This is a genomic window from Bacillus sp. FJAT-49711, assembly GCF_018343715.1.
In the GTDB taxonomy this organism is placed as follows: domain Bacteria; phylum Bacillota; class Bacilli; order Bacillales; family Bacillaceae_C; genus Lederbergia.
Genome location: NZ_JAGYPL010000004.1, coordinates 352,219 through 368,114 on the forward strand (window position 1 = coordinate 352,219; position 15,896 = coordinate 368,114).

The window sequence follows — 15,896 nt, forward strand, 5'->3', positions numbered from 1 at the left end:
TTCTTCATCGCATTGCACTACAAAAAAGCTATATTATTTGGCTTGGATCCTAGTTATCGTAAATGTTTTTACCATAAAAGATTTCATCCATTTCATTTGTAATTCTTTCAGTAATTTCCTCTGCTTCTTCACCTTTAAGGTTTTCTTTTGACCGATCAAATAAATAATTATCTAAATCAAATTCCTTAAGCTTACATTTTGTATGAAAAATATTCTCCTGATAGACATTGACATCAATCATATCAAATTCTGCTTTTATATCATCGGGAATGTAATTTTGGATAGAATTAATTTCGTGATCAATAAACAACTTATGACCATCCTTCGCCCGAGTAAAACCGCGAACTCGGTAATCAATGGACATGACATCTGTCTCAAATGAACGGATCAAATAATTTAATGCTTTTAATGGTGATATTTCCCCACAAGTGGTCACATCTATATCCGCTCTAAATGTGCTTATTCCTTCATCTGGATGATACTCAGGATATGTGTGTACGGTAATATGGCTTTTATCAAGCTGGAGTACTACATTGTCAGGGAGCGGTCCTGGTGACTCTTCATACGATTCAGCCGGAACTTCTACGACAGGCCCCTCCGAAACAAGGACCGTTACACTTGCTCCTTGTGGCACATAATCTTGCTTCGCAACATTTAAAACATGTGCACCTATAATATCAGCTACATGCTGTAAAATTTCTGTTAACCTATCAGCGTTGTATTGTTCGTCAATATATTCGATATATGCCTCACGATCCTTCTTCGTCCTTGTAAAACAAATATCATACATATTGAAGCTTAATGATTTTGTTAAATTATTAAAACCATGAAGCTCGATCCGCTGCGCAGGAGTAAGTTTCATACTGAAGATCCTCCCCTATGTATGTAATTTTTATCTTTCCTTATTACAGTATTGTTATATTACCCTTTCCGTGAAATAAAAAAACAAACATTCTTCATCAGAAATAGGGATTGAAGCTCCTGCTTCCTCCTCTTTTTCTATTGTTATTCTTGTCTTTCTTATTTTATATATTCTCAAAATGAAGGTTGCCAACTCCCCAAACGCGTTTTCTAAAAATGGTGTATGTATAAGCCATTACATGCAGGAAAAATGTTACAATATCGGTAAAAGGGGCGTTGAATGTGATTTATTTTGAACGGATAACCGAAAATACGCTGGAAAACGCATTAATAATTATTAATTCAAATTCTGTTTACAATATTTTAGAAAGTGGTATTCCATCGAGGGATATTTATGAAATAAAAGAACAATTTCTCAATCAAACTACTGATAGTTTCTTAATAAAAACGGAAGATCAATATATTGGACTTATCGATTTTATGAAAAATAACCCTAAAGACAACTGTCCGTGGTTAGGTTTACTCATGATTCATGGAGATTTTCATTTTAAAGGTTATGGCAAGACCATTTATCAATCGTTTGAAGATAAATTTTTAAGCGAAAAATTTCAAAAAATTCGGATCGGCATTATTAAAGAAAATGATCAAGCGAAACGATTTTGGACTGCATTAGGATTCGAAGTCTATGATCAAAATCCTTGGGAAGGAAAAATAGTTGACTGTTTAGAAAAACACATTCATGCGAAAGGAGTAAAAGCTATTGAATAAAAAATTAATGACATCTTCAAAAAACAAGGCATTACACGGAGTCTGTGCTGGTATTGCTGAGTTTTTCGGCATCTCTCCATTTATTGTAAGACTAATTTTTATCTTTACACCCGGCTCGCTTCTAATATACATTCTTCTCGCTCTTACATTGCCTGAAAACCGGGCTTTATATTAGTGACATGCTAAAACATACTTAATTGATAATTTTTAGAAAGCAGCTCCAATAATTTGATACCAGCAATACTGTTTCCTTTCTCATCTAATGCAGGGCCAAAAATACCAATGCCAAATTTACCTGGAACTGCGCCCATAATCCCACCTGAGACACCGCTTTTTGCTGGTATCCCTATTTTTATCGCAAACTCACCTGATGCGTTATACATCCCACATGTCACCATGAATGTTTTACATATACGAGCAATATGAACAGGAATGATTTGCTTGCCGCTATCTGGATCTACCCCATCCATGGCAAAGATTAGGCCAATCCTTGCTAATTCCAAACAATTCATTTCAATAGCACACTGTCTTGTGTACAAATCAATTAGCTCTTCCACATCTTCCTGAATGATGTGATGTTGTTTTAAAAAATAACTTAAGGATCTATTTAAATACGCAGTGTTAAATTCTGACTTTGCCACTTCTTCGCTATATTGAATTGTAGCATCATTTCCCAATTCTCTTATAAAAGATAATAGTCTTTGAAATCTCTCATCAATACTGTTTCCTTTTATCATATGAGTTACGACAAGCGCTCCAGCATTAATCATCGGATTCAAAGGTTTTGCTGGAGACGATGTTTCTAATTTTGCAATCGAATTAAAAGGATCGCCTGTTGGTTCCATACCAACACGATCAAACACGTAGCTTGGTCCCCTATCCATTAAAACGAGCGCCAAGCTGATCACCTTTGATATACTTTGAAGTGACATTTTCCTCTCAATATCACCTGCAGATATACATTGTCCATCAGGGTACTGAATGGCAATCGATAAATCATGAGGATTTGCTCTTCCTAGAGCAGGTATATAATCAGCAACCTTGCCATCTTTTGTAAACTCTCTTGCCTCTTTTACTAAAACATTTAATTCTTCGCTTGATTGACATGGCATCTTCATCACCCAAACATAGTATGAACTATTGCTTGGAATATCACTCTAAATTTTATTTAATCATTTAGGTCTCTTACTTCCGTACTTACTTGTATCCAAGCTAGGTTATTTCCTAATAGATTATAGCGCCCGTAGCTTTCCATATGAGGTGATTCGATAATGGCTTGTCACAAGAAGAAACCAAAAGTTAACTAGGGGTCTAGAAAGCAAATAAAAGACAATAGGTTAATCCAAAATTCCGGATTAACCTATTGTCTTACATACTTAACGAACAGCCAGTTCCTTGCCTTTTTTACTCAAAAGCATACCCGTTACTGCTATAGAGCATATTCCAAGTATAAGCAGTAAAATAAACACATGATGCAAGCTTGATTCCAATGCGATCCCTTTTAATTCGTCACTCAACCATAATCCTGAAACAGCAATCCCAATTGCCTGTCCAAGATTTTTCAATAAATTATGGGAGCCCATTGCCACTCCGCGTGTCTCCCATTCTACGGCGGATTGAACAGCAACCGTGAATGCAGTATAGGCTAGACCAAACCCGACTCCTAATACCCCTGTTACGACCATCATCCACGCCACTGTCGTTTCAGTATGGAAGAATACCAATCCAACACATCCGATGATAATAATGGCAATTCCAGCCATTGTAATATGAGCAATTGGTTTCTTGCTCATCCACCTTCCTGCAAATACAGCACCAATCGGCCATGTAACAGACATTGGCAACATGGCAACTCCAGAAAAAGTAGCATTTAAATTAGTGACACCTTGCACCCATAAAGGGATATAGAAAGTGACCGTGACAAGAATAAAACCTAATAAAAATCCGGCAACATTTGAAATCGAAATAAATTTATTTTTAAATACAGAAAGCGGCAGCATCGGTTCTTTTCCCTTTGCCTGAATCCAAATAAACGCACAAAGTCCAACGAAGGCAATAATAAATAATATAGAAATTTGACTAGTTATTTGTTTATACTCTTTTACTAATGTTAAAGCATATAAAAAAGAGCTCATACATATGGTAAAAGTTAAAATGCCGGCATAATCAATAACTTGTTTTTTCTTTTCAATATGTTCATGCAAGGCAAACCATAAAAGAAATAAAGATATGATTCCAAAAGGAAGATTCATAAAGAAAATCCAATGCCATGATATCGTATCGACAATAAACCCGCCGGCAAGAGGACCGAAAATACCGGCAATCCCCCATACACTGCTCATCCATCCTTGAATTTTCGCCCTCATGTTAAATTCAAATACATCACCAATGATTGTAAATGGAATCGTCGATAATGCACCTGCCCCGATTCCTTGAATAAGACGGAATACTACGAGCTGCTCCATCGTTTGGGATAGACCAGAAAGCATCGACCCTATTAAGAATATAATAGTCCCAATTGTAAACATAAGCTTTCGGCCATATAAATCAGCCATTTTCCCAAAGATTGGCGTACTAATTACTATAGCTAATAAATAGATGGAAATAACCCAAGTATATAAATGGCTTCCGCCTAAATCACCAACAATTTTAGGCATTGCCGTACTTACAATTGTTCCTTCAATTGCAGTAAGAAATGTAGAAATTAATAACGCTATTACGACAGACTTTTGTTTTGTCTCTTTATTCAATATCTCTCCCCCTAGTCCCGAGCCGAAGCTTAAAGCTTTATTTAGTATAACAAAATAATCTGCTCGTTACACTCTGTCAAATCCTGCTATCACAAACAAAATTGGGTTTCGTTAACACATTTGCCATGATAAAAAAATAGCAACCGAATATTCAGTTGCTAGTTATAATTTTTCAATTATTGTCGCATGAGTAAAAAATCAATCCTCATCATCGCTTTTGTATTCTAAAATATCTCCAGGCTGGCATTGTAAAGCCTTGCAAACTGCCTCCAATGTTGATAGCCTTATCGCTTTTGCCTTTCCGTTTTTTAGAATAGACAGGTTAGCCATCGTGATTCCCACCTTCTCCGAAAGCTCCGTGACACTCATTTTCCTTTTAGCCAACATTACATCAATATTGATTATTATTGCCATTTTTTTCACCTCAGACTGTTAAATCATTTTCTGATTTAATATCGATGGCATTTTTTAATAGCTTTTGAAGAACAGCTGCAAAGACTGCAACCACCATGCTGCCAAAAATAATGACCATTCCGATTAATATAATTCCTGGGGCATCGTCAACCTCTGCCATGAGATATATAAGCGGCATAAATAATACAAATAGGGCACTGATGATGATCGCACAGTATTTGATATTCTTTAAAGCCTGAACAGATAACTCCGAAAACGCCAGATTCTTATCGATATAGCTTAAAAGCCTTAAAGCCTGGTACAATGCAACAAAAAATACAAGCGCTGCTGCATACAAACCGATTAAAAAGGGATATTGCAAATAACTTAGCTGTGGATTTAATTCTGCAAAAAACTTAGCTATCCTCGGCAATACAAATATACACATAGCTAGGACAGGAAGTCCCATAAGAACAACAGCGAACTTTAAAAAGATTGTTTCCCGTTTCATAAAAACACCTCACTTGCTTAATTTCAATTTGATTTTAACAGATTATTTATCGTTTCGCAATAAATTATTATCCTTTATGATAATATAATTATCGTTTTATAAATATCCTTTTTATTTTTGATAAAAATAAAAAAGCATTCCTCATTAAAAGAAATGCTTTATAACTTTTCATAATTACCATCATGTTTTGTTTATTTTTAGATTCCCCATTAACAATGATTCTATTTCTTGTGCCTTAATAGGCGGACTGAATAAATACCCTTGGAGCTCATCACATCCCATTTGCATTAGCGTATTTCTTTCGTCCTTAGTTTCAATTCCTTCTGCCACCACATTTAATTGGAGTCCTTTTGCCATGCTAAGGATTGATTGGACTAGACGGGATTTTTTCATATTTTGATCGATATCGGAAATGAATTGCCGATCGATTTTTATTTCATCGATTGGAAGCTGCAATAACGGATATAAAGATGAATACCCTTTTCCAAAATCATCAATTGATATTTTGACGCCAATCTCTTTTAACTGTCTAATAATACTTGCTACGTGGTCTAAATTTTTGATAAAAACACTTTCCGTTATTTCCAACTTAATATATTCAGGAGATAATCCTGACATTTTCAACGCTTGTTCAACCATCGATACTAAGTGATCTCGTTGAAACTGTTTCGCTGAAATGTTTACGGATATAGGTATTTTCGGAAAACCTTGATCCTGCCACTCTTTATTTTGTTTGCATGCCTGTATTAAAGACCAACGATCGATGTCTAATATTAATCCAATTTCTTCAGCGATTGGAATAAAAGTGGCTGGAGAAACAAAACCGAGCTCCGGGTCTATCCATCGAATTAATGCTTCCATACTTGTAATTCGGCCAAATTGATATTTTGGTTGATAATATAGTTCAAAATCTCCCTTATCTACAACTAACCTTAATGAATTTTCAATAAGAAGACGGTCATCATATTTATTTCGCATTGAGTCATTGAAAAAGTGAGCAACATTGCCACCTTTTTCTTTTGAATGATACATCGCAATATCTGCACATTTAATGAGGCTATCTATATCCTCTCCATCATCCGGATACACACTGATTCCAACGCTCGCCGTAACATAAAGCATATGGCCTTGCACAGAAAAAGAAGTGGAAAATTCATGAAGCATTTGTTTTAGTGTTTCATTTACTTCTTCTTTCTCTTTTATATTTATTACGATGACAAATTCATCTCCGCCTAATCGGAAAATATGACGACGTTCATGTTGTAATGCACGAAGGTGGTCTGCAACTAACTGAAGTAGTGTATCTCCAGCTGCATGGCCAATTGTATCATTGACTTGCTTAAATTGGTTAATATCAATAAATAGAACAGCAAAAAGTGAAGAAGGCTGGTTGTAAATTAAACTTTTTACATAATCTTGAAAATGGCGGCGGTTAGGCAAACCCGTCAACACATCGTAAAAAGCTAAATGATTTAATCTAAATTCAGATTCTATTAATTGCTCTGTCTGTTCCTTCAATTTATGATTCATTTCATGGCTTTCTCGGAATAACTCTTTTAGCTTCTCCGCCATTTCTCTTAAATTTTTCGAGAGTACTCGCAGCTCGGAAACATGACTATGCGGCCATTCAATATGTTCATATTGAATTAACTTTTCTGGTAAACGTGTAGATGCTAAAGTCAATTGTCTAATATTATTCATAAAAATACTGCTGACATTCTGCACAAAAATGGAAAGGAATAAAGCAAAAAGGAAGGAATAGCCTAGTTGCTCTAAAAAAATATCAAAAAATTTATTTTGATATTGGGAGATTGGGAGTCGAACATTTATTTTAATTCCCGATGATACTAATTCATCATCATATAAATAATATCCTTTACTCCATTTACTAATTGGCTCAAAACCCCCATCTTTAGGTAATATGACAAGAAAATCTTTATTAGGCTGTCTTAGTACCTCTTGATTTGCCATGCTATAAACAGTATGTACAGGAATATCTTGAGAAGTTGAAGCGTACACCTCATTTTTGTCGTTCATAATAACAATATCTAACTCTTTGGAATCAAAATGATGGACCAAATCATTCATGAGATCAATTTGTTTTGCATTTTTTATAGACAATTGCTTTACATCTTCTTTACTCCAGTTAGAAATATCATTTTCCATATGGGTGACTATGTTTTTTACATCAGAAATATTTTTACTATCTAATAACGCTTGAGCATTGCGCGCATTAGATACCACGCTAAAAAAGAAAGGCACTATAATAGAAATAACAATTAAATGAAACAAGAACTGGTGAATAGAAAAATTGTTCTTATTCACCTTATTATTGTTGAAAAATATATAAAAAGGAACATAAGCCAAAAGCATATCTGCAACTACTACATTAAATAAGCCATTGACAATCATTTTTGATATTTGAAAGTAAAGCGCATTCCCTGTCAAAAAAGGCTTATTGATAAATAAAAGGCCCATTAAACCGATGGTCATCCAAAAAAGGATATCGACAAAAAACATTTTAGCGCGTCTACCTTTACGGAAAAATGCACCTACAAAAACAATTTCTACTATGAGCAGCGCCTGCAGTGCAACAGAAGAAAGATGATGAGGTATAAAAATGAACGATAGCAATCCAGCGAACACCGCTTGCGGAAGCCCAAAAAGACGGAGCATTAAAAATAAAAAGATACTTGTAAAAGCAAAGGTAATCCCATAGGGTAATGCTATATAGTAGCTTGAAGATAAAATAATAAGTCCTAAAATAAGAAAAAATAGAAAAACCGCACTATTTTTCTTCATAAAGTTAAACATATAAACAACCCAATCTATAAAAATTACTTTCATCTATTATATAAATCATAATATATGGAAATAGTCTTAATTGTAAATGCCTGTCCAATATTGCAGGAAGTAGATTGTGAGAAGTGAAGAAACAGTTCATATTGAGTTCATAAACTTATTATAAGATACTTATTGTACTTGAGGATGAGTAAAACACTTAGCATTGTGAAAAAACATTGATATGCATGATTCGATAGTAAGTATAAAGCAGTATAAAGTAACTGCTTTTATCGGAAAATTACCGAAGAACGGAGCTACAAACTATGAAAAATAAGCAAAATAGCTTAAAGCCATTTATTTCACTGATTTTATCAACAAATATTCCAAAGCTAGCATTAACGCTCGGGTTAGTCGCAAGTTTGATTACGACCATTGCGGGACTCGTTGTTCCACTACTAACAAAAAATTTAGTAGATGGCTTCTCAGTTTCACTTTTAAGCATTCCCCTTATCATTGCCATTGGGATTGCATTCATAGCCCAAGCAATTATTAGTGGATTCTCTCTCTACCTGCTTACATCTGTTGGTCAAAAAATTGTCGCTAGACTTCGTGATCGCATGTGGGTAAAGCTCATACGGCTACCTGTAAGCTATTTCGATAAAACATCAAGTGGGGAAACAGTTAGTCGAGTTGTGAATGATACTAGCATCGTAAGAGAATTGATTTCACAACATTTTCCGCAATTCATTACAGGTATTATTTCCATTATAGGTGCTGTTACCATCTTGCTCATTATGGATTGGAAAATGACGCTAATGATGTTAATTGCCGTTCCAATAACTATTGCCATTATGTTTCCTCTTGGACAACAAATGGCGAAAATATCTCGTGGTTTGCAAGATGAAACAGCTGTGTTTACTGGACATATTCAACAAACACTTGGTGAAATCAGATTAATGAAAGCTTCAACGGCTGAACAAAATGAAGAGCAAAAAGGCTTATCTGGTATTCAAAAGCTATTGAGCTTTGGACTAAAAGAAGCACGTGTCTTTGCATTAATCGCTCCGATTATGCAATTTGTTATTATGCTCGTTATTGTGATGATTATCGGATACGGCGGGATGCGCGTAGCAAGTGGAACGATGTCCACTGGCTCACTCGTTGCTTTTCTGCTTTATCTTTTTCAAATTATCATGCCAGTTACTACTTTCGCTATGTTTTTTACACAATTACAGAAAGCAAAAGGAGCAACAGAACGGATTATCAATATATTAGAATTGCCGTTAGAAGAAGGGCAGGAAGGACTAAATATCGATATAACAAACAAGACTGTCCATGTTGATAATATATCGTTCGCATATAGTGAAGATGAACCTGTTTTAAAAAATATATCGTTTGAAGCAAAATCGGGTGAAATGATTGCCTTTGCTGGACCGAGCGGCGGTGGAAAAACAACGATGTTTGGCTTATTAGAACGATTTTACGAGCCGACTGCTGGTGACATCCGCATTGGAGACACTTCTATTAAAGATTTGTCTATTGAATCTTGGCGTAGTCAAATAGGTTATGTTTCTCAAGAAAGTGCGATGATGGCAGGAACGATTAGAGAAAATCTTTGCTACGGCTTGGAAAATTGGAAGGAAATAGATGATGAACGTCTTTGGGAAGTAGCAAAAATGGCATACGCAGATCAGTTTATACGCTCTTTCTCACATGGATTAGATACAGAAGTTGGCGAGCGCGGGGTAAAATTATCCGGTGGGCAAAGACAAAGAATCGCGATTGCACGAGCATTCTTACGAGATCCTAAAATATTGATGATGGATGAAGCGACGGCGAGTCTAGATAGCCAATCAGAAGGTATCGTCCAACAAGCCTTGGCACGTCTAATGGAAGGAAGAACTACCTTTGTCATCGCTCACCGCCTATCCACAATCGTTGATGCCGATAAAATTATCTTTATCGAAAAAGGGGAAGTAACCGGAAGTGGAACGCATAAGGAATTGATAGCAACCCATGCACTGTATCGGGAGTTTGCCGAACAGCAGTTAACGTAGATTAGAAAAGCGCAAGCGCCTTGTTCATCGACGTACTGCCACCATGACGCGGGTCCGTCGACGTTGCCACAGGACGTGGCGGTTTTAGTTGACGCTCCTCATTAGTCCTTCGACTGAGATAAAAGAAACACGGTGATGAACGAGCCAATGTTGCCTTTTGGACATGAAATTTGCCAGTCGATAGGAGGTGGAAAGCAAAAGCCTCATTTAAAAAAACAGATTTTTTACTCATGAAAAAAGACCAGGACATAACTATTTCCGACAAAGATAAATCCGAACAATAGGTTGTTTATAGTATATACACGCTCCGGAAATATACTTCGCTTTCCGTGGGCGGCTGGCGAGCCTCCTCGCTCGTCCCGAGCTGCGGGGTCTCACCTATGCCTTCCTCCCACAGGAGTCTTCGTATATTTCCTCCGCTAAGTTAGATCATTGTTCGTCTTTAGGTTTGATTGTTTTAGTTATGTCCCAGCCTCTTTTCCCATTAACTTATTGTCTTGTTAGTGTCTTCGATTTTTTTCCCATTAATCTTTGGTAATCAGAAATATCTTCAGGTTTATCAGGATCAACAGTAATCATCACCTTCCAACCCATTTCCTCAAATACTTGCTGAAATTCATTAGCATTTTCCTCTGAATTAACGTATAAAACGGCTGGTCTCGCATTCGATCCTAATTTAGACATTTTCCTTCCTCCTTATAAGATTAATTAATATTTAACTCCAAAAGCTGTTCATGCGCTTTATTTCTTGTAAGATTTTTCGACTGCCATGATTCGTTTTTTATACTTTCTATGTCTGCTTTACGCTCTTTTAGCAAATCCTTCAACTCTGGAACATTCGGATTCTTTTCGTATACCTCTAATAGACCTAAGATCCCTGTCGCTGATAAGCTGTTTAAATAATAAATATCAATTTTTTCAGTAAGCTCAAATCGGTCAATATTTCTTTCAACAACAAACTTATCGATATTGACAATATTCAGTCCAACGTAGTAAATGAGAGATGCAATAAAATAAAAGTGAAACAAGGAAAGCTTATCAAGCCAAATTTTAATTAAGGTATACGCAAAAATAATCATTAAGAAAATCATGAACGAATGAGCTAGCACCCTTGTAAATGTAAAGCCATACGCATCTTCATACATGGTCATTCGCATAAATGCCGATACGAGGAGGACCCCGCTTGATAAAACGAGAACCGTTAAGGCAATCCGAATTGTCTGTTTTAAAAAGCCATGAATATGTTTTGTGAAATTAATAACTCCTGTTGTAACACTAAGATTAATTAACGTGACAAATAGCAATTCAAAAAAACCACGCCGTGCATATTCCGCATAAGTGTATCCTTCATCGAGCGAACCGCTGAAAAAGTATTTAAATTGGATGGCAACAAATAATACATAGACGATATCAAGAAGTACTAACATCGTAAGCGTAATAATTCCATCCATTACAATCGGCTTAACTTCCTTTTGGACATTATTATCATTTTTTCGTGATAAAACTTCCATAAAACCAAAGAAAGTGAATGTGTAGATTAAAATAATAAGGAAACGAAACAAATATTCTGCGTTAAAGTTAAATAGGCTAGGAATATTATTAATTAGCCTTTCAAATTGGGTATCTGCCGAAATTAATAAATTTAGTATGATAAATAAAATAGGTATTGATACAGCGATGCCTAGAATAATTTTTATCCAAATATCATAGTGCTTTTTGTTCGTTTTTTTCCTAAACAAGCCTGCAACATGTTTTGTAAATATTGCGCTAAAACCGATTCCTTCAAAAAGTCGACGAGCAGCGTAAAAAAGAAAGCGCAGATTGCTCCATTCTCTTTTCTGTGGTGAAGTAATTAATACTAGATGAAAAATAACAAGTGCGGGAATAACCACAATATTCAACGTATAAAAAAGAGCAGTATCATATAGAAAATAACAAATTGCTAAAATCCATATTGATATTAATACTAAATACCCGAAACGTTGATGTGAGAATGGATAAGTTCTAAACTTATAAAAAACAATAGTATAAAACACAACCGTAAAAATGATGTAGGATATTCCGATTTGATCCCTGAAAAACGCTTCTTCAGCAACAATCCCTACTAAGAAACACATAATGAAGAACAACCAGTCTACTCGTTCAATTTTCAATTCCATCTAAAGACCCCCTATATTGTTATTCTATATATATAGAAATTCTATGTATGGTGTTAAAAAAAAGCTCAGATGGAAGCTTTTTTCCCCCATTTATAGCTAATTAGGCAAACTGGGTATAAAAGAAGCGTGAATAAAATGCAAAGGCCAATAAAGGTTTCCGTCAACAATGGGTAAAACCATTTATGAGGGATGATTTTAAAAACCGTTAAAACCATAAGTATTAGATTCGGGATTAAGGCTAATAAGAAAGTTCCTTTTAACAATTTCCTCCCACTATGTCCAAAGCCTCTGCCTATCTCATAACCAAGCAGCGCCCAAAAAAACAAGTAAATGAACGCTATTACGATTGGAAAGCTCGTTAACAGATTCCATATGCTCGTCAACCAGTTCCAATCAAATAAATTATGCGCTAGAGTGAGGACAGCCCCACCACCAAAAAACAAAATATTTACCGCAATAAACAGCCATTTCATATTGCTCGGTGTAACGGAAAGCTCTTCCTTCCACATCGCGGCAATTTCAGTAGGTGTTCCTAGCTTTGAATATATTTGATTCCGCAGCTCGACTTCATCAGCTAGATGGGAGTGGCGGTCTAGAAAATCATCGAGATGGAAATCATATTCTGTTAAAATTGATTCAATTTCCTTATGATTTGCGAGATTCTCCGCAAGTTCTGTTAAAAACTCATTCTTCAGCCGTTCCACGATTTTTTCTCCCTATCACCCTGTTCATCACCGAAACAAAGTCGTGCCATTCATGCGTTTTTTCCAGAAGCATTTCTTTTCCTTCTGAAGTTAGGTGATAATACTTCCTAGCCGGCCCTTTTTCTTGTTCCTGCCAGTAACATTCGATATACCCTTGCTTTTCAAGCTTATGAAGTGCCGGATATAGCGTGCCCTCTTTGAAGGAAATCCCGTTACTGCTGCGATTCTCCAGTTCCTTAACAAGCTCGTATCCGTACATATCCCGCTCATCTAATAATTGAAGCAGCAAAAGAGATGTACTTCCCTTTACCAATTCACGATTAAACATTTTATCACCTACCTAGTTGTTTTAGGTATATAGAAATTCTACATGAAGGGAAATATAATGTAAAGGATTTTTCCATTTTTTAATGAAAAATATTTAAATTGGAACTTCGATTTCCTTACATTCTATTTTGCGGGAGGCCCAAATTTCCCTTCATGAAAATCGCGAAATGCCTGTTGAATTTCTTCCATTGAGTTCATGACAAAAGGACCGTATTGAACGACATCTTCTTTTAAAGGTACTCCTGAATAAATCAGTAATTTTGCGCGTTCGTTTGCGTTGATGACTAATTCACTCTCCTGATCATTGCCATCTTCTTTAAAAGTAAGGGTTGCTACGCCAGTTTTCTTTAATTTGACTTTCGACTCACCTATTTCCACTTCACCAGCACGAACAACTATAAAAGCATTGTGATTTTCTGGGAGGTTATATGTGTACTTTCCCGTCTCGGTGAAAGTTATTTCTGTCATAGTAATGGGGACAAGACTATTCATCGGACCAACAACTCCTGAAATGTTCCCTGAATATACCTTCAGATATCCATGTTCAAACGAAACAACTGGAACCTTTTCCACATGTATATTCTGATACGATGTTTTCGTATTTTTTAAGTGTTTCGGAAGATTTAGCCATAGTTGCAGAGTATGAATTAAATCATCATCGACTGCTTCTTCTGCATGCCTCGCCGCCCATCCAGCATTCATATATTGTACATCTCCTGCTTCCAAGATTGAATGTCCTCCGTGGTTATCAATATGCTCGAGTCTTCCATCAATTACATATGTAATAGTTTGAAAGCCGCGATGAGGATGGTCCGAAAAAGTTCCGCGCTTAAACCAATCATCAGCCATTAAGATAAACGGATCAAATTCTTCTTTTCGTTCTGGCGGCAATATCCAGCCTTGCTGCACATGAGGATAGCCATTTTCATTGTATTTTACAGATCTTCCGAACGAGAAAGCCCATTACGGTGCGGCAGCATCACCTTTAGGAATGGGATGAAAGTTCGGTCAAATGCGGACCACATTAAACCGTAAGGTTGTGGTACTTCAAGCATTTGAAATATTGCCCCTCTTATAACGAACGTATGTTGCCACTTCGAACAAAAACTAATACAATATAGGTACAGGCTAATTAAGGTGAACAGGCACCACCGTGTCATCTAATAACGATTTTTATTCTTGATTCAAAGATTGAATAAATACTGTTGGAAATGGATCAAGCCAATCAACCGAACATATGTTGAACAACTAAAACAAGGGGGTGAAATCATGTCTCAAATAATCACGGTGAAAATCAAACTGTTGCCTACAAAAGAGCAGGCTTTGGTCTTGACTGAAATGTGTAAAACATATATCTCAACGATTAACGATCTTGTATCTGAGATGGTAGCGGAAAAGAAAAGTACAAAGAAATCAAGCAAGCATATTGATGCTCCCCTGCCAAGTGCAGTGAAAAACCAAGCGATCAAAGACGCTAAAAGTGTTTTTAAAAAGGCAAAGAAAAGTAATTATGAAGTGGTTCCCACTTTAAAGAAACCTATGTGTATATGGAATAATCAAAACTATTCTTTTGATTTCACCCATTTTTCAATGCCGCTCATGGTGGATGGAAAAGCAAAGAAGACGCCTATTCATGCCTTATTGGTTGATAAAGACAATCGCACCCTTGATTTGCTTAAACATAAATTAGGTACACTTCGCATCACCAAAAAATCAGACAAATGGATCGCCCAAATTTCTGTCACCATTCCAACCGTCCAAGGATCAAGTGTGAAAGTAATGGGAGTAGACCTTGGTTTAAAAGTACCTGCAGTTGCTGTAACAGACGATGAAAAGGTACGGTTCTTTGGCAATGGCAGACAAAATAAGTTTAAAAAGAGAAAATTTCGTTCGGATCGTAAAGCGTTGGGTAAAAAGAAAAAGTTAAATGCTATTCGTAATTCACAAGATAAAGAGCAGCGTTGGATGAAAGATCAAGATCATAAAATCAGTCGTGCTATTGTCAATTTTGCTAAAGGTAATAAAATATCTGTTATTCGCCTGGAACAATTGGCGAATATTAGACAGACGACACGCACAAGTCGTAAAAACGAAAAGAATTTGCACACTTGGTCATTCTATCGTTTATCCCAGTTTATTAAATACAAAGCAAAAATAGTGGGGATTAAAGTTGAGTACGTGAATCCTGCATACACAAGTCAAACATGTCCAAAATGCTCTGATATGAATAAAACGCAAGACAGAAAATACAAGTGTAAATGCGGATTCCAGATACATCGTGATATCGTCGGTGCAATGAATATTCGATATGCACCTGTGGTTGATGGTAATAGTCAATCAGCCTAGGGAACTATATGTTCTGCCCTATGGGGGGTAATGAGATACCCTAACCTTGCAGGCTGTTCAAAGCAGAAATGAATTGAGAACGTTTAGTCATGCAAGAATCCCACCCGTTTCACCGTAAGGTGTAGGGCTTGCGACTTTAGTCGTGGGAGTCTCAAGTACCAATGATCCTTCACATCTCTTTGAAAAATTGATAAATGTTGATTTTTCATTATCATAACTCCCCGTTGTTGTTTGAA

15 protein-coding genes are annotated in these 15,896 nt (G+C 36.2%); 4 read left to right on the top strand and 11 right to left on the bottom strand.

Annotation, left to right across the window (positions count from 1 at the left end):
* Positions 1 to 49: 49 nt before the first annotated feature.
* Positions 50 to 862: an adenosylmethionine decarboxylase gene (gene speD / locus KHA96_RS19370; RefSeq protein ID WP_213130951.1), complete on the bottom strand. Its 813-nt coding sequence runs from the start codon at positions 860 to 862 to the stop codon at positions 50 to 52.
* A 281-nt stretch (positions 863 to 1,143) separates the two neighbouring features.
* Between speD and KHA96_RS19375 the strand changes: the two genes are divergently transcribed.
* Entirely contained in the window at positions 1,144 to 1,629 is a 486-nt protein-coding gene (locus KHA96_RS19375; protein WP_213130952.1) for a GNAT family N-acetyltransferase, read from the top strand.
* A complete protein-coding gene (locus tag KHA96_RS19380) occupies positions 1,622 to 1,804 on the top strand; it encodes a PspC domain-containing protein (protein WP_249315769.1) in 183 nt (60 codons plus the stop codon). Before KHA96_RS19375 ends, KHA96_RS19380 begins: the two co-directional genes overlap by 8 nt.
* Before the next feature lie 7 nt (positions 1,805 to 1,811).
* On the opposite strand, the gene glsA is transcribed toward KHA96_RS19380, so the two are convergent.
* The 5 genes from glsA to KHA96_RS19405 form a co-directional block, all read right to left on the bottom strand.
* Positions 1,812 to 2,741 carry a glutaminase A gene (gene glsA, locus KHA96_RS19385; RefSeq protein ID WP_213131118.1) on the bottom strand — a complete coding sequence of 310 codons (930 nt, stop codon included), beginning with the start codon at positions 2,739 to 2,741 and terminating at the stop codon, positions 1,812 to 1,814.
* Between the two features lie 264 nt (positions 2,742 to 3,005).
* The gene (locus KHA96_RS19390; protein ID WP_213130953.1) at positions 3,006 to 4,379 is read right to left on the bottom strand and encodes an MDR family MFS transporter; all 1,374 of its coding nucleotides are present in this window, start codon (positions 4,377 to 4,379) and stop codon (positions 3,006 to 3,008) included.
* Positions 4,380 to 4,577: 198 nt separating this feature from the next.
* Positions 4,578 to 4,793, bottom strand: coding sequence for a helix-turn-helix domain-containing protein (locus KHA96_RS19395; protein ID WP_213130954.1), 216 nt, complete (start codon positions 4,791 to 4,793; stop codon positions 4,578 to 4,580).
* 10 nt (positions 4,794 to 4,803) lie between these two features.
* Positions 4,804 to 5,283, bottom strand: coding sequence for a DUF2975 domain-containing protein (locus tag KHA96_RS19400; protein WP_213130955.1), 480 nt, complete (start codon positions 5,281 to 5,283; stop codon positions 4,804 to 4,806).
* 180 nt (positions 5,284 to 5,463) lie between these two features.
* Entirely contained in the window at positions 5,464 to 8,085 is a 2,622-nt protein-coding gene (locus tag KHA96_RS19405; protein WP_249315771.1) for a putative bifunctional diguanylate cyclase/phosphodiesterase, read from the bottom strand.
* A gap of 305 nt (positions 8,086 to 8,390) precedes the next feature.
* Here KHA96_RS19405 and KHA96_RS19410 point away from each other — a divergent pair, with 305 nt between their 5' ends.
* Entirely contained in the window at positions 8,391 to 10,124 is a 1,734-nt protein-coding gene (locus KHA96_RS19410) for an ABC transporter ATP-binding protein (RefSeq protein WP_213130956.1), read from the top strand.
* Between the two features lie 489 nt (positions 10,125 to 10,613).
* Here the strand turns inward: KHA96_RS19410 and KHA96_RS19415 are convergent, their stop codons facing one another.
* From KHA96_RS19415 to KHA96_RS19435, 5 genes are all read right to left on the bottom strand, one after another.
* Positions 10,614 to 10,808: a hypothetical protein gene (locus KHA96_RS19415; RefSeq protein WP_213130957.1), complete on the bottom strand. Its 195-nt coding sequence runs from the start codon at positions 10,806 to 10,808 to the stop codon at positions 10,614 to 10,616.
* 20 nt (positions 10,809 to 10,828) lie between these two features.
* On the bottom strand, positions 10,829 to 12,283 hold the full coding sequence (locus tag KHA96_RS19420) for a DUF4153 domain-containing protein (protein ID WP_213130958.1): 1,455 nt from the start codon (positions 12,281 to 12,283) through the stop codon (positions 10,829 to 10,831).
* A gap of 65 nt (positions 12,284 to 12,348) precedes the next feature.
* Positions 12,349 to 12,987: a DUF1700 domain-containing protein gene (locus KHA96_RS19425; RefSeq protein ID WP_213130959.1), complete on the bottom strand. Its 639-nt coding sequence runs from the start codon at positions 12,985 to 12,987 to the stop codon at positions 12,349 to 12,351.
* Entirely contained in the window at positions 12,968 to 13,315 is a 348-nt protein-coding gene (locus KHA96_RS19430) for a PadR family transcriptional regulator (protein ID WP_213130960.1), read from the bottom strand. Before KHA96_RS19430 ends, KHA96_RS19425 begins: the two co-directional genes overlap by 20 nt.
* 122 nt (positions 13,316 to 13,437) lie before the next feature.
* Positions 13,438 to 14,223 carry a pirin family protein gene (locus KHA96_RS19435; protein WP_349305803.1) on the bottom strand — a complete coding sequence of 262 codons (786 nt, stop codon included), beginning with the start codon at positions 14,221 to 14,223 and terminating at the stop codon, positions 13,438 to 13,440.
* 360 nt (positions 14,224 to 14,583) lie between these two features.
* Here KHA96_RS19435 and KHA96_RS19440 point away from each other — a divergent pair, with 360 nt between their 5' ends.
* Complete coding sequence (locus KHA96_RS19440) at positions 14,584 to 15,660, top strand: RNA-guided endonuclease TnpB family protein (RefSeq protein WP_213130961.1); 1,077 nt, start codon at positions 14,584 to 14,586, stop codon at positions 15,658 to 15,660.
* Positions 15,661 to 15,896 lie beyond the last annotated feature (236 nt).

What these genes read in the sequence shown, in the direction of transcription:
- speD (WP_213130951.1), bottom strand. Translation starts at nt 862, where the DNA reads ATGAAACTTACTCCTGCGCAGCGGATCGAGCTTCATGGTTTTAATAAT.
- glsA (WP_213131118.1), bottom strand. Translation starts at nt 2,741, where the DNA reads ATGCCATGTCAATCAAGCGAAGAATTAAATGTTTTAGTAAAAGAGGCA.
- KHA96_RS19395 (WP_213130954.1), bottom strand. Translation starts at nt 4,793, where the DNA reads ATGGCAATAATAATCAATATTGATGTAATGTTGGCTAAAAGGAAAATG.
- KHA96_RS19400 (WP_213130955.1), bottom strand. Translation starts at nt 5,283, where the DNA reads ATGAAACGGGAAACAATCTTTTTAAAGTTCGCTGTTGTTCTTATGGGA.
- KHA96_RS19405 (WP_249315771.1), bottom strand. Translation starts at nt 8,085, where the DNA reads ATGAAGAAAAATAGTGCGGTTTTTCTATTTTTTCTTATTTTAGGACTT.
- KHA96_RS19410 (WP_213130956.1), top strand. Translation starts at nt 8,391, where the DNA reads ATGAAAAATAAGCAAAATAGCTTAAAGCCATTTATTTCACTGATTTTA.
- KHA96_RS19415 (WP_213130957.1), bottom strand. Translation starts at nt 10,808, where the DNA reads ATGTCTAAATTAGGATCGAATGCGAGACCAGCCGTTTTATACGTTAAT.
- KHA96_RS19420 (WP_213130958.1), bottom strand. Translation starts at nt 12,283, where the DNA reads ATGGAATTGAAAATTGAACGAGTAGACTGGTTGTTCTTCATTATGTGT.
- KHA96_RS19430 (WP_213130960.1), bottom strand. Translation starts at nt 13,315, where the DNA reads ATGTTTAATCGTGAATTGGTAAAGGGAAGTACATCTCTTTTGCTGCTT.
- KHA96_RS19440 (WP_213130961.1), top strand. Translation starts at nt 14,584, where the DNA reads ATGTCTCAAATAATCACGGTGAAAATCAAACTGTTGCCTACAAAAGAG.